Origin of the sequence: Serratia sp. CY52157 (assembly GCF_052168495.1) — a bacterium.
GTDB lineage: Bacteria > Pseudomonadota > Gammaproteobacteria > Enterobacterales > Enterobacteriaceae > Serratia > Serratia ureilytica.
Genome location: NZ_JBJNMO010000001.1, coordinates 289,801 through 310,733 on the forward strand (window position 1 = coordinate 289,801; position 20,933 = coordinate 310,733).

At 57.9% G+C, this 20,933-nt stretch carries 27 protein-coding genes; 18 read left to right on the forward strand and 9 right to left on the reverse strand.

Annotation, left to right across the window (positions count from 1 at the left end; translation table 11 throughout):
* Positions 1–238: 238 nt before the first annotated feature.
* Complete coding sequence (locus ACJ8IP_RS01440) at positions 239–643, forward strand: hypothetical protein (RefSeq protein ID WP_273974340.1); 405 nt, start codon at positions 239–241, stop codon at positions 641–643.
* Here the strand turns inward: ACJ8IP_RS01440 and ACJ8IP_RS01445 are convergent.
* Together ACJ8IP_RS01445 and ACJ8IP_RS01450 are read right to left on the reverse strand one after the other, a co-directional pair.
* Positions 640–858, reverse strand: coding sequence for a hypothetical protein (locus tag ACJ8IP_RS01445; protein ID WP_004940942.1), 219 nt, complete (start codon positions 856–858; stop codon positions 640–642). The genes ACJ8IP_RS01440 and ACJ8IP_RS01445 overlap by 4 nt on opposite strands.
* A gap of 74 nt (positions 859–932) precedes the next feature.
* Complete coding sequence (locus ACJ8IP_RS01450; protein WP_033642719.1) at positions 933–1,277, reverse strand: hypothetical protein; 345 nt, start codon at positions 1,275–1,277, stop codon at positions 933–935.
* 248 nt (positions 1,278–1,525) lie between these two features.
* Here ACJ8IP_RS01450 and ACJ8IP_RS01455 point away from each other — a divergent pair, with 248 nt between their 5' ends.
* A complete protein-coding gene (locus ACJ8IP_RS01455; protein ID WP_273974339.1) occupies positions 1,526–1,876 on the forward strand; it encodes a DUF4377 domain-containing protein in 351 nt (116 codons plus the stop codon).
* 50 nt (positions 1,877–1,926) lie between these two features.
* On the opposite strand, the gene ACJ8IP_RS01460 is transcribed toward ACJ8IP_RS01455, so the two are convergent.
* Together ACJ8IP_RS01460 and ACJ8IP_RS01465 are read right to left on the reverse strand one after the other, a co-directional pair.
* A complete protein-coding gene (locus ACJ8IP_RS01460) occupies positions 1,927–2,229 on the reverse strand; it encodes a hypothetical protein (RefSeq protein ID WP_042784229.1) in 303 nt (100 codons plus the stop codon).
* Positions 2,229–3,005 carry a DUF4225 domain-containing protein gene (locus tag ACJ8IP_RS01465; RefSeq protein WP_183907048.1) on the reverse strand — a complete coding sequence of 259 codons (777 nt, stop codon included), beginning with the start codon at positions 3,003–3,005 and terminating at the stop codon, positions 2,229–2,231. The genes ACJ8IP_RS01460 and ACJ8IP_RS01465 overlap by 1 nt, the downstream gene beginning before the upstream one ends.
* Before the next feature lie 276 nt (positions 3,006–3,281).
* Here ACJ8IP_RS01465 and fabV point away from each other — a divergent pair, with 276 nt between their 5' ends.
* The 6 genes from fabV (at position 3,282) to ACJ8IP_RS01495 (ending at position 7,218) form a co-directional block, all read left to right on the forward strand.
* The gene (gene fabV / locus ACJ8IP_RS01470) at positions 3,282–4,481 is read left to right on the forward strand and encodes an enoyl-ACP reductase FabV (protein WP_033642722.1); all 1,200 of its coding nucleotides are present in this window, start codon (positions 3,282–3,284) and stop codon (positions 4,479–4,481) included.
* 157 nt (positions 4,482–4,638) lie between these two features.
* Complete coding sequence (locus ACJ8IP_RS01475; protein WP_033642723.1) at positions 4,639–5,202, forward strand: DUF2975 domain-containing protein; 564 nt, start codon at positions 4,639–4,641, stop codon at positions 5,200–5,202.
* A gap of 7 nt (positions 5,203–5,209) precedes the next feature.
* A complete protein-coding gene (locus tag ACJ8IP_RS01480; RefSeq protein ID WP_025302459.1) occupies positions 5,210–5,425 on the forward strand; it encodes a helix-turn-helix domain-containing protein in 216 nt (71 codons plus the stop codon).
* Between the two features lie 637 nt (positions 5,426–6,062).
* On the forward strand, positions 6,063–6,362 hold the full coding sequence (locus tag ACJ8IP_RS01485; RefSeq protein ID WP_033642724.1) for a hypothetical protein: 300 nt from the start codon (positions 6,063–6,065) through the stop codon (positions 6,360–6,362).
* A gap of 61 nt (positions 6,363–6,423) precedes the next feature.
* A complete protein-coding gene (locus ACJ8IP_RS01490; RefSeq protein WP_080492017.1) occupies positions 6,424–6,849 on the forward strand; it encodes a hypothetical protein in 426 nt (141 codons plus the stop codon).
* A 33-nt stretch (positions 6,850–6,882) separates the two neighbouring features.
* On the forward strand, positions 6,883–7,218 hold the full coding sequence (locus tag ACJ8IP_RS01495; protein ID WP_072627792.1) for a hypothetical protein: 336 nt from the start codon (positions 6,883–6,885) through the stop codon (positions 7,216–7,218).
* A 37-nt stretch (positions 7,219–7,255) separates the two neighbouring features.
* Here ACJ8IP_RS01495 and dcuR read toward each other — a convergent pair whose 3' ends face one another.
* From dcuR to ACJ8IP_RS01510, 3 genes are all read right to left on the reverse strand, one after another.
* Positions 7,256–7,975 (reverse strand): two-component system response regulator DcuR, encoded by a 720-nt coding sequence (gene dcuR / locus ACJ8IP_RS01500; RefSeq protein ID WP_033642727.1) that lies wholly within the window; start codon positions 7,973–7,975, stop codon positions 7,256–7,258.
* The gene (locus ACJ8IP_RS01505) at positions 7,968–9,581 is read right to left on the reverse strand and encodes a sensor histidine kinase (protein ID WP_033642728.1); all 1,614 of its coding nucleotides are present in this window, start codon (positions 9,579–9,581) and stop codon (positions 7,968–7,970) included. The genes dcuR and ACJ8IP_RS01505 overlap by 8 nt, the downstream gene beginning before the upstream one ends.
* A gap of 125 nt (positions 9,582–9,706) precedes the next feature.
* Positions 9,707–10,549 carry a class I fructose-bisphosphate aldolase gene (locus ACJ8IP_RS01510; RefSeq protein ID WP_033642729.1) on the reverse strand — a complete coding sequence of 281 codons (843 nt, stop codon included), beginning with the start codon at positions 10,547–10,549 and terminating at the stop codon, positions 9,707–9,709.
* 496 nt (positions 10,550–11,045) lie between these two features.
* On the opposite strand from ACJ8IP_RS01510, the gene ACJ8IP_RS01515 reads away from it, so the two are divergent.
* From ACJ8IP_RS01515 to ACJ8IP_RS01535, 5 genes are all read left to right on the forward strand, one after another.
* Positions 11,046–11,975 (forward strand): sugar ABC transporter substrate-binding protein, encoded by a 930-nt coding sequence (locus ACJ8IP_RS01515; RefSeq protein WP_033652022.1) that lies wholly within the window; start codon positions 11,046–11,048, stop codon positions 11,973–11,975.
* A 75-nt stretch (positions 11,976–12,050) separates the two neighbouring features.
* Positions 12,051–13,535 (forward strand): sugar ABC transporter ATP-binding protein, encoded by a 1,485-nt coding sequence (locus ACJ8IP_RS01520; RefSeq protein ID WP_033642731.1) that lies wholly within the window; start codon positions 12,051–12,053, stop codon positions 13,533–13,535.
* 15 nt (positions 13,536–13,550) lie between these two features.
* Entirely contained in the window at positions 13,551–14,591 is a 1,041-nt protein-coding gene (locus ACJ8IP_RS01525; protein WP_033652114.1) for an ABC transporter permease, read from the forward strand.
* A gap of 64 nt (positions 14,592–14,655) precedes the next feature.
* Positions 14,656–15,576, forward strand: coding sequence for a sugar ABC transporter substrate-binding protein (locus ACJ8IP_RS01530; RefSeq protein WP_033642732.1), 921 nt, complete (start codon positions 14,656–14,658; stop codon positions 15,574–15,576).
* Positions 15,577–15,713: 137 nt separating this feature from the next.
* Positions 15,714–16,478 (forward strand): SDR family oxidoreductase, encoded by a 765-nt coding sequence (locus ACJ8IP_RS01535; protein WP_089196937.1) that lies wholly within the window; start codon positions 15,714–15,716, stop codon positions 16,476–16,478.
* 46 nt (positions 16,479–16,524) lie between these two features.
* Here ACJ8IP_RS01535 and metQ read toward each other — a convergent pair whose 3' ends face one another.
* Complete coding sequence (gene metQ / locus ACJ8IP_RS01540) at positions 16,525–17,340, reverse strand: methionine ABC transporter substrate-binding lipoprotein MetQ (RefSeq protein ID WP_015377546.1); 816 nt, start codon at positions 17,338–17,340, stop codon at positions 16,525–16,527.
* A 236-nt stretch (positions 17,341–17,576) separates the two neighbouring features.
* On the opposite strand from metQ, the gene ACJ8IP_RS01545 reads away from it, so the two are divergent.
* From ACJ8IP_RS01545 to ACJ8IP_RS01565, 5 genes are all read left to right on the forward strand, one after another.
* Positions 17,577–18,095: a hypothetical protein gene (locus tag ACJ8IP_RS01545; RefSeq protein ID WP_198772187.1), complete on the forward strand. Its 519-nt coding sequence runs from the start codon at positions 17,577–17,579 to the stop codon at positions 18,093–18,095.
* 147 nt (positions 18,096–18,242) lie between these two features.
* Positions 18,243–18,668: a universal stress protein gene (locus ACJ8IP_RS01550; RefSeq protein WP_033642735.1), complete on the forward strand. Its 426-nt coding sequence runs from the start codon at positions 18,243–18,245 to the stop codon at positions 18,666–18,668.
* Positions 18,669–18,778: 110 nt separating this feature from the next.
* Positions 18,779–19,093 (forward strand): ArsR/SmtB family transcription factor, encoded by a 315-nt coding sequence (locus ACJ8IP_RS01555; protein ID WP_033642736.1) that lies wholly within the window; start codon positions 18,779–18,781, stop codon positions 19,091–19,093.
* Positions 19,090–19,419 (forward strand): SRPBCC family protein, encoded by a 330-nt coding sequence (locus tag ACJ8IP_RS01560; protein ID WP_033652026.1) that lies wholly within the window; start codon positions 19,090–19,092, stop codon positions 19,417–19,419. The genes ACJ8IP_RS01555 and ACJ8IP_RS01560 overlap by 4 nt, the downstream gene beginning before the upstream one ends.
* A 45-nt stretch (positions 19,420–19,464) precedes the next feature.
* Complete coding sequence (locus ACJ8IP_RS01565) at positions 19,465–20,058, forward strand: ATP-dependent Clp protease proteolytic subunit (protein WP_096242147.1); 594 nt, start codon at positions 19,465–19,467, stop codon at positions 20,056–20,058.
* 5 nt (positions 20,059–20,063) lie between these two features.
* Here ACJ8IP_RS01565 and ACJ8IP_RS01570 read toward each other — a convergent pair whose 3' ends face one another.
* Positions 20,064–20,930 carry a hypothetical protein gene (locus ACJ8IP_RS01570; RefSeq protein WP_089191561.1) on the reverse strand — a complete coding sequence of 289 codons (867 nt, stop codon included), beginning with the start codon at positions 20,928–20,930 and terminating at the stop codon, positions 20,064–20,066.
* Positions 20,931–20,933: the final 3 nt, after the last annotated feature.

The following is a 20,933-nucleotide window of genomic DNA, read 5'->3' on the forward strand; positions in this document are numbered from 1 at the left end:
TATAAGTAAATTTCACCTAAGACGCCAGCAACAATCCCCGTTTCTCTTTTCGCGTCACAGCCATCAACCCGTGCTCCTGTCTCACTCCCCAACCGCACCTATCGCTAATTTGGCCGCACCAAAAGTCATTACGTCATCTATGGCGCTGATAAGCTTCGGCCATTGCTCCCATCAACGGTTTCGAGAGTGTCATTATGGGAAATATCCCGGCATCAGGCGCTATAAAAGGTAATCCGCAGTGAACGAGCAACTGAGTCAATTAAAGATGATGTTGCCCGGCTATCTCGAGGCGTGGCGTGAGGGGGCCTTACCCTCTGACTGGGAGCAGGTGGCTAATCCTGAAGTGGTCGCCGCCCTGTTGGCGGAGTGGGAGGCGCTCAGCGAGTTGGCCTCTCGGTTCGACAGCGCCACTGAAACACGCGCCGATGCCACCGCGTTTTGGCATGCGCGCGCCGAGCTGATGGCGCAGCGCAATCGTGATCTTATGGCCCAACTGGCGACGCCAATCCGTTTGCCCAGCGCACGGGTGGCCTTTTTTGGCTATGTGAAAACGGCCGTGATGGACGCCAGGCAGGTTAAGGCGGCGATTCGCGATGCCGGTTTTATCGTTGCGGGCGGCGCCCCCAATAAGAACACGGCTTAGCGCGGTTTCTTCTCAAATTTTTCGGCAAAAAAGAACCGCAGCAATTTATGGGTCCACAGCAGGATGGCGCCGACCACCACCAGCGAGACGACGAAATGCGACAGATTTTTAGGCGCGGCGTAGCCGTGGGTAAAGGAGACCCCCGCGCCGCTGAGCAGCAGGGTGGCGATCCAGAAGCCGAGCAGCAGGCATAAGGTACGAAACAGTTTAAACATGGTTATCACCAAAAATACGGAAAGCACCGACCGAACGGAGAGGTTCAGCCGGGGCTTTGATTAATTAAAACCGCTTAGCGCGAACAGGTATTGCCGCCTTTATTGCTATTGCAGTTGCTGCCGCTGTTTTTGTTGCCGCCTTTCCCCATACCGACGTTGCCGCCGCCTTTGCTGCCTTCCTTGAAGCAGCCGCCGTTGAGCGCGCCCACCGCCAGGCCGCCAAGGCCGCCCAGAGAACCGGTGATCACGCCGTTAACGCAATCCGGCGAGGTGTGCTTGCCGTAGAATCCCTGATTGGATGACCCGCCCCCGTTCTTGTTGCCGCCGTTGTTGTTGACGCGGCCATTGCTGCCGCGGTTGTCGGCAAAGTTACCGGCGCCGGCGATCAGGTGAAAGTGTTTGGCATCGATCTCTTGCATAAAATTCCCTCTTTATCGATTCAGTTAAATTCAGTAAAGCTTGCGCAAGCCAGCTGTTTTTAACAGAAAAAATAGCGGGGGTAATTACCGGTTCGGATAAGAACAGGGGGTTTATTTTGCGATATTTTCCAGACTGATAGAGCACCGAGAAATGATATTTTGGGCGTGTGGATCCGTATCGCTATCCGTTCTCTTGAGCCGGTTAATTTGTTAGCATGGCGCCCCTGGATGACTATTGGTGCAGTACATTGAAAATTAAAGCGTTGTTATTTGTTGCGTTGGCCGCGCTGGCCGGCTGCAGCCAGGAGGGAACCTCGATGAATCAGCCCGCAAACGAGAAAGGCGGCCAAACGGAAGTGTTGTTGGTCAACAGCGCGCTGGTGGACTGCGTGGGCGTCGGCCCGATGAAGTGCATGCAGGTGCGCCGCTCCGCGCATCAGCCGTGGGAGTTGTTCTATACCGGCATCGAGGGTTTCACCTTCGAACCGGGCTATCAGTATCGGCTGAAAGTGCGCGTCACCCCGGTGGAGAACGTACCGGCCGACGCCTCATCGCTGCGTTACACGCTGATCGAGCAGTTGGAAAAGAACAAAGCGTAATGGATCTACCTTGTCACCACCAAATGGCGTTTCATTTGGTGGTGACGTTTTCAGGAAAGTTTGTCTTTTTTCTTTCTTTTGGAGGATTCGAAAGTGGCGAAGGCATGTGCAAGAGCAAACCCCAGCGCACAGTAGCGTAGAGGCCAATTTTCTTTGGCCCATGTTTCAGAGTCAGCAATAAACATCGTGTTGCCGTTGGCAAAAAGGGTAAATTGCCAGCAAAGGATTAAAAAGCATATCGTAACCAGAACGACATAACCCTTGGACCCCAGAGACGGTCTGAAGACGTATTTCACGGCCAGACAGGCCGCGGCAGCGAGAGTAGAAAAAATATAATATAAAGTTGGTTCCATCACTGTTCCTGGCTGCCTTTATAAATGGAATTAAGGGTTGAGACATCTGCGCCACCTTCAAGCATCAAGCTGGTTCTTCCCATGTTCCTCCAACCGCGAATATAGTCTGTATTGATGTAACGAAATAATCGCCAGGCTTCGGGTTTCAGCGACAGTTTTAGTAAACCATAGCCTGATAACAGTAAGTCTACGCCACCTAACGCCATGTCTGCTGCGGAATGAGAATAGCCTAGTGTTGAAGCCGCAGAGCGGTACATCATTCGGCCTGGACCAATAGTATTCTTGCCAAATAATAGCGTATAACCGTTTTCGTAGACATTATTGATGCCATTGATTAAAAGTAACGTTCCTGGAATGGCACCGACGCCAGTCCAATCCAAGCCCACGCCGAGTAAAATTTGTGCTATTCCCGAGAGGAAGCCAACGCCGGCTAACACGTAGGTCACTACGGCGTCATGATTGACTTTCTTTCTCATTACGGCATAAGGCGTCACGGCGTCAGTTCGCAATAAGCGCTCTTGCTCAGAAAGCGATTGATATTCTTGCTTCATTTCTCTCATTGCAACATTCGCCGCTTCACCTACTTGTTGGCATTTTTGCAATTTATCATTCACAAAGCAGTGCATCTCATGTCTGAAGGCATTACCGACTGTCCGATCTTTTAAAAAGTCCCTATTAACGCGTTCTGAGAGTTCTAAAAGCATACGTCCTTGTTGACGAGCCATCGTTTGCGAGTAGGTATTTAAACGTTCCTTTAGTAACAGTGGATTATCCATTTTTCTTTGTTCCTCCCTGGATTTCGACCGAAAAACAGCCACACCATAACGCAACGCCAGAAGCATGATCAACTTTTGCTGATTTTAAGAGGGAAGGCTTGAACGCGCTGAGGGTGCGAAGCGTGGCGCGTGGAGGCATCACGATGCGGAGTTGGGCAACCCTGATCCCTCGACTAAACTGGTCTGTTCACTGCGCTTGTTTTCGCACTTTCTTAAGTATATCGAGAAAATCAGGTATATTGTCCTTCGGTTTTTAGCTACCAAGAAAAAATTACTATGATTATCAAACCTAAAATTCGTGGTTTTATCTGCACCACCGCTCACCCGGCAGGCTGTGAAGCCAACGTCCGTGAGCAAATCGCTTACGTTAAGTCGCGCGGCGAACTGAAAAACGGGCCTAAAAAGGTGCTGGTCATTGGTGCATCCACCGGTTACGGTCTGGCCTCGCGCATCAATGCCGCTTTCGGCAGCGGTGCGGCCACCATCGGCGTATTTTTCGAGAAGCCTGGCAGCGAAGGCAAAACCGGTTCCGCCGGTTGGTACAACTCCGCCGGTTTCGACAAGGCAGCTAAAGAAGAAGGCCTGTACGCGAAAAGCATCAACGGCGACGCATTTTCCAACGAGTGCCGTCAGACCGTTATCGATCTGATCAAGAAAGACCTGGGTCAGGTTGACCTGGTGGTTTACTCGCTGGCTTCGCCGGTGCGTAAGATGCCGGAAACGGGCGAAGTGGTGCGTTCCGCACTGAAGCCGATCGGCGAGCCGTACAAATCCGTCGCGCTGGACACCAACAAAGACGTGCTGGTTGAGGCCGTGGTCGAGCCGGCCAACGAGCAAGAAATCGCCGACACCGTGAAGGTGATGGGCGGCCAGGACTGGCAGCTGTGGATGGACGCGCTGGACGAAGCGGGCGTGCTGGCGGATAACGCGCAGTCTGTCGCTTACTCCTACATCGGTACCGATCTGACCTGGCCAATCTATTGGCACGGTACGCTGGGCAAGGCGAAAGAAGATCTGGATCGCGCGGCGCACGCCATCAACCAGAAGCTGCAGGCCAAAGGCGGCGCGGCTTACGTTGCGGTGCTCAAGTCGGTGGTGACGCAGGCTTCTTCCGCCATTCCGGTGATGCCGCTGTATATCTCCATCGTGTTCAAGATCATGAAGGAGCAGGGCATTCACGAAGGCTGCATCGAGCAGATCCAGCGTCTGTTCGCCACCAAGCTGTACAGCGGTGCGGCGCCGGATACCGACGAGAAACACCGTCTGCGCCTGGATGACTGGGAACTGCGTGACGAAGTGCAGGAAACCTGCCGTGAAATCTGGAAGCAGCTGAACGACAGCAACATCAACGAACTGACCGATTACCAGGGCTACAAGGCGGAATTCCTGCGCCTGTTCGGCTTCGGTCTGCAGGGCGTTGATTACGATGCCGATCTGAGCGGCGAAGCCAACTTCGATGTGATCGAACTGGTCTAAGCGCGTCGAGCGGTCAAACAAGGTCGGGTTAGCCCGGCCTTTTTTATTGTGCGCGCGTTGGCGACCACCGCCTGACTCATCAGTCCACTTGATCATTGACAGCAATAAATTATCGTTTTACGATAATTTATTGCTGTTGATTAAGGGATAGAAAATTATGGGCGCTGCGCCAAGGATCCATCTGCCGCTGTATGTGCGTTGTCTGTGTTTGCTCATTATGGCGATGCTGATCGTCAGCACCGGCGTTGAGATGTTCATCATCGTGCGGGACTGGCTGCAGGGCGTAGCCTATCGCGATATCGTCGCCTCTTACCGGGAATATTACCCGGAGCTACTCGCCTACGCGATCCCGCAGCAACGCTGGGCGCTGTTCGCCACGCTGGTTATCGACATGCTCGGTTATTTGCCCTATTACAGCGCGCTGCTGTGCGGCGCCGGGCTGTTTTATCAATTCTTCCGCGGCAACGTGTGGCATCGCAACAATATGGTGCTGTTGCAGATCATTGGCATCTTGCTGATCGTCGATGTGTTGTTCCCGTCGTTAGCCGGTCTGCTGCAGGTGATGGTATTGACCGCCGATGAAAAAATGCTGTTTATCCTTTATTATGGCGTCAATAGCGAGTCGGTGCGCTCGCTGATCGTAGGCTGCGCAATCCTGGTATTTAGCCGGGTATTTCTGGAAGCGTTGCGGCTGAATGAAGAACAGCTTTCTTTCGTGTGAGAATAGAGTGGCAATAATCGTAAGTCTTGATGTCATGTTGGCCAAAAGGAAGATGCGTTCAAAGGAGCTGGCGGAGCAGGTGGGGATCACCGAGCAAAACCTGTCTCTGTTGAAAAACGGCAAGGTCAAGGGAGTCAGGCTGGAAACGCTGGACAAGATCTGCCGCATTCTCGACTGCCAGCCTGGCGATCTGCTGGCCTGGCAGCCGGACGGCGAAGAGTAAGATCCCAGCGCACTCGGAAGTGCGCTGAGCCTGCTGGCCCATTTCTGCGATTAGCGTTGTCTTATTGAACGATATTTGTTTGATTCAGGTTAATTAAAATAACGGGTGATTAACACTTGCGTATTCTTTTTGTCGCAGGCGATTGCATGCGGCGAAAGTTATTAAACTAAATAAACTCGTTTTTCATTTACCGTCACTACCAATAGCGTTATTTTAAGGGAAATAGTATGACATGGCGTAATTCTCTTCTGGCATTGTGTCTTGTATTAAACGGATGCAGTGCCATTCACCCCACTGTTTCATCCTCATCCTCCTCCACTCACTGGGGGAATTGGGGAACTCCGCAGCCCGCAACGCGAGAACAGAAACAGCGCATTATCGCCGGCGAATCCGCCGCTGCCGTGCTGAATGAAGGCCGGGTCGGTATCGGCGGTACGCTGGACTGGTCGAAAATAGGGGGGCGCTAACCGCCGCTCTTTATTCGGCGGGGCGGCAGACGTTATCTCAAAGATATTGTGGAACGGTTTATTATTAATTCGCTACTCTGTTTTTCCGATGCGTTATTTATCTTTAAACGATGAATCTCTGCTTGTTGAATATATATCAACATACCCAGACATCCTTACAGGAGTTTTCAATGGCAAAGCGTATTGTCGCCATGTTGATAATGTCGTTGTTGAGTCTGCAAGCAAATGCGGCCCGTTACGATCGGCAATGCGAGGGAATTTCTCCCGTGCTGTTTCAGAAGAAATTGAAAGAGCTGGCGCATGGCCTGCGACAAGAGATGGCTGAGCCGACCCCGCCCACGGAGAATGAGGCCGAAACCTTGGCGCGTCTGGCGGAATGCGATGCCGAAAACGCGAAAGCGCCGGCGACGGGAGGGCAACATGCGCCCGATCCCGCGGAGCCTCAGGTGTCTTCACTCAACGGCTGTTGAACGGTTCTCTGCGTCGTTTTTCGCGGCGCGCCCCAGTCGGCTTATTCATGGAGCTTGTGTATTGAAACTACCTTCGTTAATCGCTGCGGCGCTGGCGCTGCTGGCCTCATTTTGCAGTCAGGCGTTCATCGATCGCCATTCCTCGCCCGGCGTCTCGACGGAAAGTCCCTCTGCGGCGGGGTGTCCGGCGCGGCTGGATGGCTTGTTGCAGCATATTTGGTTGGCTGAACAGATTCAGGCGGAGCGCATGCAGCTGGCGCGGCTGCGTGCGGAGCGGGAAGCGTTGGAAATCCGGTTGCAAACGCAGGAAGCGGCGAGACCTTCCGCGCAGGGGCATCAGAGCGCCCGATCGGCCTGTGAGCAGGGTGCCGATATCGTCCGTTGCCTGTCGCTGCGTCTGCGGCGGACGTCTCTGACGGGACCGCATCGACCGTTTGTCGGCGTTTATTGCCGCGCCTGGCTGAATGGCCGGCCGCTGAATTGCTAAAGATAAGAACAGGGATTTGTCAGGAGTTTATCGATGAAAAGGCTAGTGTTGGCCGGCGTGGCCCTGTGTTGCGCCTGCTTCGTGCAGGCGCGGGTGGATTTGGAATACCACGCGGCGCCGCCGAAGGACAATAAAGTCCCCGAGGAGTACCAGAAAAAACGCAGCGCGCTGCGCCACAAGGTGTGGAATGTCGACAGCCTGACGCAGGCCAATGAGCAGGCGATCGCGCGTGAGCAGCAGCGCGAGGCCGCAGAAGCCGCCAAGCGGCAGCAGCGTCACCTGGAGCAACAGCAGAAAAAGCAGCGCTGCCTGCGGATACACTCGAAAGATCCTCACCGCGAGGCGAGGTGTTACATGTACAACTTCTAGCTTTCAACGTCCGGGCGCTTGCAGCGCCCGGCGTCGTTTATGCCGGGCGGCAATGTTCTTTCAGCATGGCGATCGCGTCCGGCTTCAGCTGATACAGATAGACCGGGCGGCCCGTCGCGCCGTACAGAATGCGGGTGCCGAGAATGCCACTTTCCGCCAGATAGATGAGGTACTTGCGGCAGGACACCCGCGAAATGCCGATGGCGTTGGCCAGGTTGTCGGTGGAGAATTCGCTGTCGTGCTGCTGTTCTATCCACTCGCAGACCGTGCTCAGGGTGATGCTGGTCAGGCCCTTCGGCAGCTTTTTGCTCTCCTGGCCGCCGGGCTGGCGGCGCAGCAGACTGTCGACGTCAGCCTGCGAAAACTCGCGCTGCGCCAGCAGCTGCGACTGTTGTCGATAGTGGCTGAGCGCCTCTTTGAAGCGGCTGAACTGGAACGGCTTGATCAGGTAATCCACCACGCCGTAGTGCAGCGCCTTTTGCACCGTGTTCACATCGCTGGCGGAAGAAATGATGATCACATCGGTCTTCTCGCCGAGCTCGCGCAGGCCGGGCAGCAGATCCAGCCCGTTCTCCTGCTGCATGTAGATATCCAGCAGCACCAGATCGATGCTGACGCTGGCGTCGGCCAGCAGGGCGCGCGCCTGGCCCAGGGTGGCGACCGTCGCCTGGCAGTGAAAACCGCCGATCTGGCTCAGGTAATATTTGTTCAGCTCCGCCACCATCGGGTCGTCGTCGACAATCAGTACGTTAATCATGGGTTTCGCTCTTGGCCTGATAGGGAAGGTGCACGAAAAATTGGGTCAGCTCGCCCGGTTCGGACTCGACATCGATGCCGCCGCCCAGTTTCTCCAGATGGCTGCGGATCAGCGCCAGGCCGATGCCGCGTCCCGTTCCCTTGGTGGAAAATCCGTGTTCAAAGATGTGCGCGGCGATCGCCGGATCGATGCCGGGGCCGTCGTCGCTGACGATACAGTGTAATTGATCGTCGTGGTGATGGAAGCTCAGGCCGATCTCGTGGCCTTCAACGCCGTCGATGGCGTCGATGGCGTTTTCGATCAGGTTACCGAGCACGCTGATCAGCACGTGCGTGGTTTCCGCGTCGTCGGTTTCCGGCAGCAGGCTGGTTTCCTCGATGGTCAGTTCGATGCCGGCTTCGTGGGCGCGGCTGATCTTGCCGATGAAGAAGCCCGCCACTTCCGGCGAGTGGATCTTGCGCAGCAGCGCGCCGATCTCTTCCTGGTAGTTGCTGGCGGTATTGATGATGTAGTTTTCCAACTGCTGATAAGCCTTCATGTGCAGCATGCCGAGTATCACGTGCAGCTTGTTCATAAATTCGTGCGACTGCACCCGCAGGGCATCGGCGTAGTGCGCCATGCCGCTCAGGCGCTGCAGCAGCCGGCTGACCTCGGTCTTGTCGCGGAAGGTGGCGATGGCGCCGGTCACCTGGCCGTTGACGATCACCGGCACGGTATTGGTCAGCAGTTCGCTGCCGTTGAAGCTGATCTGTCGATCGCGCAGCGGCTTGCCGCTGGCCAGCACTTCCGCCAGATGCAGCTGCGCCGGCCAATGCTTGCTGGCGGCGTCCAGCAGCAGGTTTTCCACCGGGCCGCTCTGGCGCAGCAGGCGCTTGGCCTCGTCGTTGACGATGGTGATGCGGGAATCATTATCGACCGCGATCACGCCTTCTTTAATCGACTGCAGCATGGCGTTGCGCTGCTCGAACAGGGTGGATATTTCGTAAGGCTCGAAACCCAGCATGATGCGTTTGAGCGCGGAGACCAGGAAAAAAGTGCCCAGGCTGCCGACCAGCGCGGCGAAGGCGATGGTCCAATAGATGATCCAGCGGCTTTCCGCCACCACCCGCTGCACGGTGTCCAGCGCGATGCCGAGCGCCACCACGCCGATTTGCCGCCGCTGCTCGTCATACACCGGCACGAACACCCGCAGCGCCGGGGCCAGCGTGCCGCGGTTGATGGCGCTGTTGACGTTGCCCTGCAGCGCCGGCGCCAGATCTTCGCCGATGAAATGTTTGCCGATCAGCCAGGGTTTGGGATGCGAATAGCGGATGCCCTGCATATCCACCACCACCACGAACAGCAGCTCGTTTTGATGGCGCACCTGCTCGGCGAAGCGCTGCACGGCGCCGCTTTGATCGCGTCGCTGCAGGCCGTCTATCACGGTGCTCGAGAGCGCCAGCGTGTTGGCGATAGCGATGGCTTTTTGCTGCAGCTGATCTTGCCCTTCGCGGCTCATCTGCACGAAAAACAGCGCGAACACCACCAGCAGCACCGAAGCGATGATGGCGGACACCATCAGCGTGATGGAGGTGCTCAGCTTGAGCGGCACCCGTTGTTTTGGCATGGCGGTTCTCCGAATGGCGATATCACGGCGTATTCTAGCGAGGAATGAGGCAAGCTGCAGTTACCGGCAGCAGGTTATAGCATGCTGCCGGGTCGCGAAGGGGTTATTTTAGTTACAAAAGCGGGTCACTGCTGGTGGTAGATCTCCAGCGCCTGTTGGCCGCTGGCGCCTTGATGGATGATCGCCATCAGGGCGCGCACCACCTGCGACGGATTGCTGTGTTGATACACGTTGCGGCCATAGACCATACCGGACGCGCCCTGGGCCATCAGCGCCGCGGATTTCTCCAGCACCGGGCCCAGCTCCCCCTTGCCGCCGCCGCGCACCAGCGTCGGGCAGCGCGCCGCTTCCACCACGCGGTGGAAATCTTCCACCCGTTCGGTCGGGTCGGCCTTGATGATATCGGCGCCCAGTTCGCGCGCCAGCCGCACCAGCGGCACGATCTTTTCCACGTCGCCGAGCGACCCGTAGGCGGCGCCCTGGCCGGCCGGGGCCATCACCAGCGGTTCGATCATCAGCGGCATGGCGTAGCGATCGCAGGCGTGGCGCAGGCGGCCGATGTTCTCTACGCACTGGCGGAAAATGCCGGGTTCATCCGGGATCATATACAGGTTGACCACCACCGCGGCGGCGTCCATTTGCAGCGCGGCGAGGATCGGCGCTTCCGGGTTGTGCAACACCGCCCACATCTCACGGTGGCGCGCGGCGTTATAGGCGTTGCCGACGTCGGTGCGCATCACCAGCGCCGGCTTTTCGCGCTGCGGCGCGCGCTGCAGCAGCTCCGCCTGGCCGTAGTTGACCTGAATGGCGTCGGGGCGCGCGGCGATCAGGTTGCCCATCACCCGTTCGATATCTTCCAGACCGATTAAGAAATCCGGTTCGTTGGCGATGCCGTGATCGATCGCCACATCCAGGCACTTGCCGTTATTGAACAGGCGGTTCATCCGCACCTTACTGCTGAGCTGCATGTCAGGTCCTCCTGAGATAGGGATATGTCCATTATTGCCGAGTAAGGATGGTCGGGAAACGCGGAAACCGCAAACTGCGCGCCCGCTCGCAGTTTTTGCCGACGCCCGGCGTGGCGCACGCGCGGAGCGCGTTACCCGATGGCTTTCACTGCATTTGTTAGATCCGTGTCATGTTTTTGTTAATAAGCCATTCCAAAACGCATGTTTCGCTTGTTTGGGTTAAAAAGTTTCAATAATCTCAATTATGAAATAAACATTTAAAAAAGCGGCGAAGACGCGGCTTGCTCTGCCAGGGGTTTATTTCAATTAATTGTTTTTAATCTGTTTTGAGATATCGATCACCATTTTTTTCACGGCCTTAATACGGGGATAACGCGGTAATTTCGCCGTATCAAAGGGATAACACCGACCGTAATGTTGTTTGAATGTAAAAAATATCTTTCATTAGCTGTCAACCAACAGACCACTTCATTCTAACGATTAAAGGGTAACGAACATGAAGCTGAAGAAACTGATCGCCGCCTCCGTACTGATGTGCATGCTGCCGGCCAGCGTGTTGGCGAAAGACATCAAGATCGGCGTTTCCATGGCTTACTTCGATGACAACTTCCTCACCATTCTGCGCCAGTCGATGCAAAACAAAATGAAAGCCGACGGCAACGTCAGCGGCCAGTTCGAAGACGCCAAGGGCGACATCGCGCAGCAAATTCAACAAATCGAAAACTTCGTCAGCCAGGGCGTCGACGCCATCATCCTCAACCCGGTGGATACCCAGGGCGTCAAGCCGATGATCAAATTGGCCGAGAACGCCAAGATCCCGCTGGTGTTCGTCAACCGCAAGCCGGAAGTGACGCTCCCGGCCGGCATGGCCTACGTCGGCTCCGATTCCAAGCTGGCCGGCAAACTGCAGATGGAAGCGTTGGCCAAGCTGATGAACGGCAAGGGCAACGTGATGATCCTGATGGGGGAACTGTCGAATGAATCGACCCGCGACCGCACCCGCGGCGTGGAAGAGGTGGCGGCCAACTATCCCGGCATCAAGATTGTCGATAAGCAAACCGCCAAGTGGACGCGTAAAGATGCGGTGGATATCACCACTGACTGGGTGCTGACCGGCCAGCAGATCGACGCCATCGCCTCCAACAACGATGAAATGGCCATCGGCGCCATCCTGGCGCTCAAGCAGGCTAAAAAGTCCGGCGTGCGGGTGGCCGGCGTGGATGGCACGCCCGATGCGCTGGAATTCATCAGAAAAGGCGATCTGGCGCTGAGCGTGTTCCAGGACGCCAAAGGCCAGGGCGAAGGCGCGGTGCAAACCGCCGTTCAGTTGGTGAAAGGCGAGAAGGTGGAGAGCAACGTGCTGATCCCTTATCAGTTGATCACCCAGGCCAATTACCAGCAATTCGCCGATAAAAACAAAAAATAAGCCTTGAAGCCTGCCGCAGGCGCTCCACCTGAGCGCCCGCGGCAGAAAACGTGGGTCAGTGCGGAGGTAAGCGGTATGTACCCTTATGTTCTTGAGGCCGAAGGCATCAGCAAGCAGTTCCCCGGCGTCAAAGCGCTGGATAAGGTCTCGATTAAAATCAAACCCGGCAGCGTGCATGCGCTGATGGGCGAAAACGGCGCGGGCAAGTCGACGCTGATGAAATGCCTGATCGGCATCTATCACCCGGATGAGGGCTCGATCAAAATCAAAGGCCGGCCGGTGACCTTCAGCGACACGTTGCAGGCGCTGCATTCGGGCATTTCCATGATTCACCAGGAGCTGAACCTGGTGCCCTACATGACGGTGGCGGAAAACATCTGGCTGGGGCGTGAGCCGGCGCGGCTGGGGTTCGTCAACCACGAACAGCTGAATGAACAAACCCGCGAGCTGCTGGCGCGGCTGAACATCAAACTGCGGCCGGAAACGCTGGTGGGCGAACTGAGCATCGCCAGCCAGCAGATGGTGGAGATCGCCAAGGCCGTATCCTACAACGCCGACGTGCTGATCATGGATGAGCCGACCTCGGCGCTGACCGAAGGTGAAGTGGTGCACTTGTTCGCCATCATTCGCGAGCTGCGCGAGCAGGGCAAGGGCATCATTTACATCAGCCACAAGATGGACGAAATCTTCGCCATCACCGACGAAGTGAGCATTTTCCGCGACGGCACCTTCATCGCCTGCGACAAAACCGAAAATCTGACCAAACAGTCGCTGATCACCATGATGGTGGGGCGCGAGCTGACGCAGATGTTCCCCAAATTCAACAACAACATCGGCGAGGAAGTGCTGCGGGTGGCCGGGTTGCGCCGCAGCGGCTGGTTCCACGACGTCTCGTTCAGCGTCAAACGCGGCGAGATCCTCGGCGTCGCCGGGCTGGTGGGCGCCGGACGCAGCGAAGTGATGGAAAGCTTGTTCGGCATGCACCCGGCGGACGGCGGCGAGATCTTTATCGAAGGCCAGGCGGTGAAGGTGGATTCCCCGGCGAAGGCGATCGAGAGCGGGCTGGCGTTTCTCACCGAAGATCGCAAGAAGTCCGGCCTGTTTCTGGTGCTGTCGGTGGTCGAAAACATGAGCATCGTCAACCTGTCGGAATACATCGGCAAGAACGGCTTCGTCAGCCATGTGCAGATGGCCAAAGACTGCATGGCGCAGATCAAGAAGCTCAACATCAAAACGCCGACCATGGATCAGATCATCAATAACCTCAGCGGCGGCAACCAGCAGAAGGTGCTGATCGCGCGTTGGCTGCTGGCGCAGCCGAAAATCCTGATCCTCGACGAACCGACGCGCGGCATCGACGTGGGAGCCAAAGCGGAAATCTACCGCCTGATCAGCGAGCTGGCCAACCGCGGCGTCGCCATCATTCTGGTGTCTTCGGAGCTGCCGGAGATCCTCGGCATGAGCGATCGGGTGATGGTGATGCACGGCGGCCGCATCACCGGCATTTTGGACAAAGACGACGCGGACCAGGAAAAGATCCTGGCGCTGGCCTCAGAATAACGAAGGGTGAACATCATGAGTAACGTAAAGATTGAGAAGCCGCTCTCCGCCGATTCAACGGGCAAGGGATCGCTGTTCTCCGGGCTGAGCGGCAAAATGCCGAAAGACACCGGTATTTTCATCGTGATGCTCGGCATTGCGCTGATCTTCGAAATCCTCGGCTGGTACATGCGCGATCAGTCGTTCCTGCTTAACCCGAACCGCCTGCTGCTGATCGTGCTGCAGGTGGCGATCATCGGCATCATCGCAGTGGGCGTCACCCAGGTCATCATCACCACCGGCATCGATCTCTCATCCGGTTCGCTGATTGCGTTGACCGCGGTGGTGGCGGCCAGCCTGGCGCAGACCTCGGACAGCATTTCGCCGATGTATCCGGGGCTGCTCGATCTGCCGGCGGCGATCCCGATCGGCGCGGGGATCGGGGTGGGCATCGTCTGCGGCTTTATCAACGGCTTCCTGATCACCCGCACCGGCATTCCGCCGTTCATCGCCACGCTGGGGATGATGGTATCGGCGCGCGGTCTGGCGCAGTACTACACCAAGGGCAACCCGGTCAGCTTCCTGTCGGATGGCTTCACGGCGATCGGCCAGGGCGCAATGCCGGTGATCATCTTCCTGGTGATCGCGGTGATCTTCCACATCGCGCTGAAGCACACCCGTTATGGCAAATACATCTACGCCATCGGCGGCAACATGACCTCGGCGCGGGTTTCCGGCATCAACGTCAATAAGTACCTGGTGACGGTTTACACCATCGCCGGCGGGTTGGCGGGGCTGGCGGGCGTGGTGCTGGCGGCGCGCGTCAGCAGCGGCCAGTCGAGCATGGGCATGTCCTATGAGCTGGACGCCATCGCCGCGGCGGTGATCGGCGGCAGCAGCCTGATGGGCGGCGTCGGGCGCATTACCGGCACGCTGATCGGCGCGGTGATCCTCGGCCTTATCAAAAGCGGCTTCACCTTTATCGGCGTCGATTCTTACATTCAGGACATCATCAAAGGCGTGATTATCGTCGCCGCCGTGTCGATCGACATGCGTCGCAACCGCAAAAAACACTGATTGCCGTGAATTGCCGCCGGCGCCAAGGTTGGCCGGCGGCGTTTTTTTACCGGGGGGACACATCATGAACTTTCTGAAAGGGCTGTGGCTGGCGGCGGCGCTGTGCGCTTCCGCGCCGGCATGGGCGCAAACCATCGGCGTATCGATGGCCTATTTCGACCAGAACTTCCTCACCATTATCCGCCAGGCGATCGACAAGGAGGCCAAAGCGCGCGGCATTACCGTGCAGTTTGAGGACGCGCGCGGCGACGTCGGCCGCCAGACCGATCAGGTGCAGAGCTTTATCAGCGCCGGGGTGGACGCGATTATCGTCGATCCGGTCAACTCGGCCAGCACGCCGGTGATGACCAAAATGGTGCAGGCCGCCGGCGTGCCGCTGGTGTACGTGAACCGCACGCCGGGCGACGCCAGGCTGCCGCAGGGGGTGGTGTTCGTCGGCTCCGACGAGCGGGAGTCCGGCACGCTGCAGATGGAAGAACTGGCGCGGCTGGCTAACTATCAGGGCAATGTGGCGGTGATGATCGGCAACCTGACCGACGCCGGCGCGCTGCAGCGCACCAAAGACGTGGAGCAGGTGGTGGCCAAATACCCGAAGATGAAGGTGGTGCAGAAACAGAGCGCCAACTATTCACGCAGTGAAGGTATGGACCTGATGATGAACTGGCTGACCAACGGCGAAACGATCGACATCGTCGCCGCCAACAATGACGAGATGGCGATCGGCGCGATCATGGCGCTGCAGCAGGCCGGCAAAGCGGACAAGAACGTGCTGATCGGCGGCATCGACGCCACGCCCGACGGCCTCAAGGCGCTGGCCTCCGGCAAGATGCAGGTCACGGTGTTCCAGGATGCGGTCGGCCAGGGCAAGGCGTCGGTCGATGTGGCGCAGCGCATGATCAACGGCGAAAAGCTTGAGCCGTATTACTGGATCCCGTTCGAGTTGGTGACGCCGGCCAATCAGGAGAAATACGCGGCCAAACCGTGAGTTCGCCGTCGGATCCGCGTTGCCGGGGCGCTGCTTGCAGCGCCTTTTTCATTGCGCCAATTGCATGTCCGCTTGCGGCCAGCGCTGCGCCGGATGTTGCGTCACACTGAGGCTCTTTTACGGTGTGAGGATAAGAGATGAACGCATTGAACGGTAAGGTGGCGGTGATTGGCGGCGCCAGTTCGGGGATCGGGCGGGCGGCGGCGCTGTTGTTCGCCCGGCAGGGGGCGACGCTGGTGCTGGGCGCCCGGCGCGAGCGGCTGCTGGCTGAACTGGTGGAGGACATTCGGCGCGAGGGCGGCCGGGCGTTGGCGGTAGCCGGTGACGTGCGCGACGAAGCCTTCGCCGAACGGTTGACGGCGACGGCCGTCGATGAATTCGGCGGGCTGGATATCGCCTTCAACAACGCCGGCACGTTGGGGCCGCTGGGGCCGTCGCTGGCGCTCAGCGCGTCAGAATGGCGCGACGTGCTGGAAACCAATCTGTCCAGCGCTTACTACAGCGCCAAATATCAAATCCCCGCCATGCAGGCGCGCGGCGCGGGCTCGGTGATCTTCACCTCTACGTTCGTCGGCCACACCGCGGCGTTTCCCGGTACGGCGGCCTATGCGGCCAGCAAATCGGGGCTGATCGGCCTGACGCAGGCGCTGGCGGTGGAGTTTGGCGGACACGGCATTCGGGTGAATGCGCTGCTGCCGGGGGGCACCGACACGGCGATGGGGCGGCAGATGAGCAATACCCCGGAAGCATTGGCGCAGGTGGCCCAGCTGCACGCGCTGAAGCGGTTGGCGATGCCGGAGGAGATCGCGCAGGCGGCGCTGTATTTGGCGTCTGACGCTTCCTCGTTCGTCACCGGCACCGCAATGCTGGTGGACGGCGGCGTTTCCATCCAGCGCGGCTGAGGCTGTCATCGCCCGTGGCCAGGCGCCACGGGCCCTACGCGCGGCGTTACCAGCCTTTGACGGCGTCGCCCTTGTAGATTTCGGCGGCGCTGGCCGCCACTTCATCGGTCTGATAGGCCTTGACCAGATCCTTCACTTTCTCGCTGTCTTTGTTGTCGATGCGGCTGGCGAAGATGTTGACGTAAGGCGAGTTTTTGTCCTCGACAAACAGCCCGTCCTTCGCTGGCGACAGACCGATCTGGCTGGAATAGTTGGTGTTGATGATCGCCAGCGTCACCTGCTGGTCGTCCAGCGCGCGCGGCAGCTGCGGCGCTTCAATCTCGACGATTTTCAGCTTTTTCGGGTTGCTGACGATGTCCAACGCGGTCGGCAGCAGGCCGACGCCGTCTTTCAGCGTAATCAGCCCCTGTTTTTGCAACAGCAGCAGCGAGCGGCCCAGGTTGGTCGGATCGTTCGGCACCGCCACCTGCGCGCCGTCCGGCAGTTGGCTGAGCGCGGTGATTTTCTTCGAATAGCCGGCGATCGGGTAGACGAAGGTGTTGCCTACCGCCGCCAGTTTGTAGCCGCGCTCCTGCATCTGTTTGTCCAGATACGGCTTGTGCTGGAAGGCGTTGACGTCCAGATCGCCGTTGTTCAGCGCTTCGTTCGGCAGCACGTAATCGTTGAAGGTCACCACCTCCACGTCCAGATCGTATTTCTGCTTGGCCACTTTCTGCACCACCGCCCACAGCGACTGATCGATGCCGGCGCTGATGCCGACCTTGATGTGGTGATCGTCCTGTGCGGTCGGGCCGCAGGCGGTCAGCAACAGCGTGCCGGCGGCGGCCAGCGCCAGCGTGAGGTTTTTCAGCGTAAATGTCATTTTCCCAGGGTCCTTGTCAACATTGCCTGCTAATTTAGGCGGGCAGAATAGTGGCAGTGACTGTAGGTAATCGCCGAGCTAAAACAAAATACTGATTCACTATGACTAATAGCGATTGGCTATGAGTAGCCGCCGCCCGGCGCGATGCGGATTGCTTTGACGGCGAATCGGCGGGCTTATTATGATAGCCGCTGGCCCGCGAGGGCAGACTGGGTACTGAAACGAAGGAAAAGACAATGCGATTGAACACTTGGAGCAAGGCGCTGCTGCCGCTGGTGGTGTTGGCCTGCGTCTCGGCGACTCAGGTTCGGGCGGCGGAGAGCGATACCGGGCCGATCCCTAAACAGCTGCTGGGCAACTGGCGCGTCAGCAAAATCGTGCCGACCCAAACCGCCGGCTGCTGGGATCAGCAGCAGGCGCAGAGCCTGATCGGCGGCAAGATCAGCTATAAAGCGGATGCGTTCAGCTGGAACGGCACGGCGCTGAAAAGCGAGGGGGCTACCGTCAGCACCGTAGAGGCGCAGGAGTTTGTCGAGGACAACGCCGGCAGCAGTTCCTACATCGATTTCCCGATGCTGGGCATCAGCACGCCGTCGGTCGAGCGCGTGGCCATTCAGCATGCCGATACCGCCATCAAAGGCATCACCGATCAAGGCACCGAAGGGGTGCCCGGCGACAACGTGCTGGTGAAAGACGCCAACACGCTGATCCTGTCGTTGTGCAACGTCTGGTTTGAGGCGCAGCGCGAGAAGTAATTTCTGCCTTCAGCCCCGGCAACGGGGCTTTCCCACCGCATCACCTCCCGCCACGAGCGCCATTTCTGAACTAAAATTAACCATAACGATATGACCCCGGCGTGATATCGGAGCCTCGGCTCTACCGAGTCCATGACAGGAGGCGCTATGTGTTACCACCATATTGTCATCGCCACCGATCTGAGCGATGACGGCAAACGGCTGGTCGAAAAGGGGGCGCTGCTGGCGGAAGCGCTGAAGGCCAAACTCTCGCTGATCTATGTGGACGTTCACTACGACACCTACCACGCGGCGATCGGCTTTTCTGAGCGCAGCGACGACGGCGTGCCGTTCGAAGAGAAGATCCGCAAAGAGCTGGAACCCACCACGCAAAACGTCAATTACCCGATCGCGGAAGTGATTATCGGGCGCGGCGGCTTCGTTGACGAACTGCGCACGGCGATCGTGGATAAAGACATCGATCTGCTGGTGTTCGGCCATCACCACGATCTGTGGAGCAATCTGTTTTCTTCCACCCGCAACGCCATCAACCAGTTGAATATCGACGTGCTGGTGATCCCGATCCGTTCATAAGCGCGATCATGCCTCGTCCATTCACTCCGCGCTGCGGCGCGGAGTTTCTTTTGCAGCAAAAAATGCCTTGCTCGGTTGCATAATACATAAGTGAATACTAATGTGTTTGTATGAACGAAAATGACATCTTCAAGGCGTTGGCCGATCCGACCCGCCGCTGCATCTTCGACAAACTCGCCGCCGGCAGCATGAACGCCAGCGCGCTGCGCGAAGGGCTGACCATCAGCCAGTCGGCGATGTCGCAACACCTGGCGGTGCTGCGCAATGCCGGACTGGTGCGCGAGGCGAAACAAGGGCGCTTCGTCAATTACCAGGTCGACCCGGAGGGGCTGGCGCAGATCGCGCAGTGGCTGGCGAAGTACCGTGCTTACTGGCCGGCGCGCATCGACGCGCTGCAAACCTTGCTGAAGGACATGGATCAATGAACAAACAGGCCGAACCGCCGCCGCATGAACGGTTGGTGTTGGAATATTCGCTTGATGCGCCGCCGGAAAAAGTGTGGCGAGCGCTCAGCGTGCCCGAATTGCGCGAGCAGTGGCTGCCGACGGGAGATCTGGCGCAGGCTGAACCGTTGGCCGCCACGCCGGGCGAAGCGGTGAGTTATCGCCTGCGCGACGACCAACCGCCGTTTCTCGAAAGCGTCGTCACCCTGCAGATAGTGCCGGACGCCGGCGGCGGCAGCCTGCTGCGGATTATCCACCAGCTCGACGCCGCCAACGATGGCCCGACGACGGTAATGCGCGCCGCCTGACGCGTTAAACACCTTTCTCTTTGTTGCCAACCCAGGAGTTCACCGATGCGTGAGAAGATGATGCTCGTCCCGATGGTGGTGGAGCAGACCAGCCGGGGAGAACGTTCCTTTGACATTTACTCGCGCCTGCTGCGCGATCGGATCGTGTTCCTCAACGGCGAAGTCAACGACGACGTGGCCGAAATACTGTGCGCCCAGCTGCTGTTTCTGGAAGCGGAAAACCCGGAAAAACCGATCCACCTGTACATCAACTCGCCGGGCGGGGCGATCACCAGCGGGCTGGCGATTTACGACACCATGCAGTATATCCGCGCCCCGGTGCATACGCTGTGCATGGGCACCGCGCGCTCGATGGGGTCGTTCCTGCTGATGGCCGGTGAACCGGGGCACCGCATGGCGCTGCCCAACGCCAGCCTGCATGTGCACCAACCGCTGGGCGGCTTTCAGGGGCAGGCGTCCGACATTCTGATCCAGGCAGAGGAAATGAAACGCACCAAAGACCGGGTGATCCGGCTGTATGCCCAACATTGCGGCCTGAACGAAGAGGAAGTGGAGCGGGTGTTGGATCGCGATCGCTTTATGACCGCCGACGAAGCGGCGGCCTGGGGATTGATCGATCGGGTATTGCGGGCGCGGTAAAGGGCTCAGGAGTGCGTGGCGGATTGTTGCGTTTGCCAAACGTGTTCAAGCCCGAATTCGACCATCGCGAAATAGAGACTGAAATAACGCTCCGCCATGATGAAAAACGAACTGTTGAGTTCGATCACCACATTATTGGTGGTGGTCAGCAGGCCGGATTTTTCCGCCGCCTGCAGAATGCGGTTCACGTGAGCGCGAGAGACGGAACACGACTTGGCGATTTTCGCCGAGGAGAGCAGCAGAAAGGGGGAGTCCTGTCGGATGCTTTCGATAAACAGCATCAACAACACCATGTGGCCGGCGTCTTTGCTGATAAACAGCCCGGACTGTTGCACCAGGTCGATCAGGTAGATCTCCTTGAGCATCAGTTGCCCGTAGGCGGCGAAAAAGGTGGGCAGAAAGTCGGGCGCCGCCAGCAGCGCCGCGATGGGCATCTGTGGCGCCAGCGCCTGATAAGGCCGCGCCATTGAGGCGATCAGCGCCTGGGTTTCCGCCAGCGCGTGCGGCGTAGGCTTATAGCGCAACTGGCGTTTGTCATGCTCGCAGGGTTTGACCTCCAGCCGGCGCCCGACCCGTAAAAAGAACAGAAAGGAATCCAGGGAGTTCTCGCTGATCATATTCTTCCCTTTGAAAAAGGCTTTGATGTCTTTCAGCGCGGCGGCGGGCTGGTGGTAATAAATGGACAGGATGGTGGAGCAGATGATGAACCGGCTGTTCCTGAAAATGATTTTGTAAAACAGCGGATGCTTCTTGTAGGTCTCCCTCAATAATTCCCCGTGTTTGACGATAGCGGTGTGAAACGCCGCTGACTGCCTGATGTTGTTGGCCTGTTTCTCCAGATGAAACTGTAGCTGGAATCTGCTTAGACTCATTTT

Excerpts from the sequence above, each read along its gene's own strand:
- ACJ8IP_RS01525 (WP_033652114.1), top strand. The coding sequence starts at position 13,551 with ATGAGTAACGTAAAGATTGAGAAGCCGCTCTCCGCCGATTCAACGGGC.
- ACJ8IP_RS01545 (WP_198772187.1), top strand. The coding sequence starts at position 17,577 with ATGCGATTGAACACTTGGAGCAAGGCGCTGCTGCCGCTGGTGGTGTTG.
- ACJ8IP_RS01465 (WP_183907048.1), bottom strand. The coding sequence starts at position 3,005 with ATGGATAATCCACTGTTACTAAAGGAACGTTTAAATACCTACTCGCAA.
- ACJ8IP_RS01450 (WP_033642719.1), bottom strand. The coding sequence starts at position 1,277 with ATGCAAGAGATCGATGCCAAACACTTTCACCTGATCGCCGGCGCCGGT.
- ACJ8IP_RS01505 (WP_033642728.1), bottom strand. The coding sequence starts at position 9,581 with ATGCCAAAACAACGGGTGCCGCTCAAGCTGAGCACCTCCATCACGCTG.
- ACJ8IP_RS01495 (WP_072627792.1), top strand. The coding sequence starts at position 6,883 with ATGAAAAGGCTAGTGTTGGCCGGCGTGGCCCTGTGTTGCGCCTGCTTC.
- ACJ8IP_RS01560 (WP_033652026.1), top strand. The coding sequence starts at position 19,090 with ATGAACAAACAGGCCGAACCGCCGCCGCATGAACGGTTGGTGTTGGAA.
- dcuR (WP_033642727.1), bottom strand. The coding sequence starts at position 7,975 with ATGATTAACGTACTGATTGTCGACGACGACCCGATGGTGGCGGAGCTG.
- ACJ8IP_RS01550 (WP_033642735.1), top strand. The coding sequence starts at position 18,243 with ATGTGTTACCACCATATTGTCATCGCCACCGATCTGAGCGATGACGGC.
- metQ (WP_015377546.1), bottom strand. The coding sequence starts at position 17,340 with ATGACATTTACGCTGAAAAACCTCACGCTGGCGCTGGCCGCCGCCGGC.
- ACJ8IP_RS01515 (WP_033652022.1), top strand. The coding sequence starts at position 11,046 with ATGAAGCTGAAGAAACTGATCGCCGCCTCCGTACTGATGTGCATGCTG.
- ACJ8IP_RS01570 (WP_089191561.1), bottom strand. The coding sequence starts at position 20,930 with ATGAGTCTAAGCAGATTCCAGCTACAGTTTCATCTGGAGAAACAGGCC.
- ACJ8IP_RS01535 (WP_089196937.1), top strand. The coding sequence starts at position 15,714 with ATGAACGCATTGAACGGTAAGGTGGCGGTGATTGGCGGCGCCAGTTCG.
- ACJ8IP_RS01555 (WP_033642736.1), top strand. The coding sequence starts at position 18,779 with ATGAACGAAAATGACATCTTCAAGGCGTTGGCCGATCCGACCCGCCGC.
- ACJ8IP_RS01485 (WP_033642724.1), top strand. The coding sequence starts at position 6,063 with ATGGCAAAGCGTATTGTCGCCATGTTGATAATGTCGTTGTTGAGTCTG.
- ACJ8IP_RS01445 (WP_004940942.1), bottom strand. The coding sequence starts at position 858 with ATGTTTAAACTGTTTCGTACCTTATGCCTGCTGCTCGGCTTCTGGATC.
- ACJ8IP_RS01565 (WP_096242147.1), top strand. The coding sequence starts at position 19,465 with ATGCGTGAGAAGATGATGCTCGTCCCGATGGTGGTGGAGCAGACCAGC.
- ACJ8IP_RS01510 (WP_033642729.1), bottom strand. The coding sequence starts at position 10,549 with ATGCAGCTCAGCAGTAAGGTGCGGATGAACCGCCTGTTCAATAACGGC.
- fabV (WP_033642722.1), top strand. The coding sequence starts at position 3,282 with ATGATTATCAAACCTAAAATTCGTGGTTTTATCTGCACCACCGCTCAC.
- ACJ8IP_RS01475 (WP_033642723.1), top strand. The coding sequence starts at position 4,639 with ATGGGCGCTGCGCCAAGGATCCATCTGCCGCTGTATGTGCGTTGTCTG.
- ACJ8IP_RS01520 (WP_033642731.1), top strand. The coding sequence starts at position 12,051 with ATGTACCCTTATGTTCTTGAGGCCGAAGGCATCAGCAAGCAGTTCCCC.
- ACJ8IP_RS01530 (WP_033642732.1), top strand. The coding sequence starts at position 14,656 with ATGAACTTTCTGAAAGGGCTGTGGCTGGCGGCGGCGCTGTGCGCTTCC.
- ACJ8IP_RS01460 (WP_042784229.1), bottom strand. The coding sequence starts at position 2,229 with ATGGAACCAACTTTATATTATATTTTTTCTACTCTCGCTGCCGCGGCC.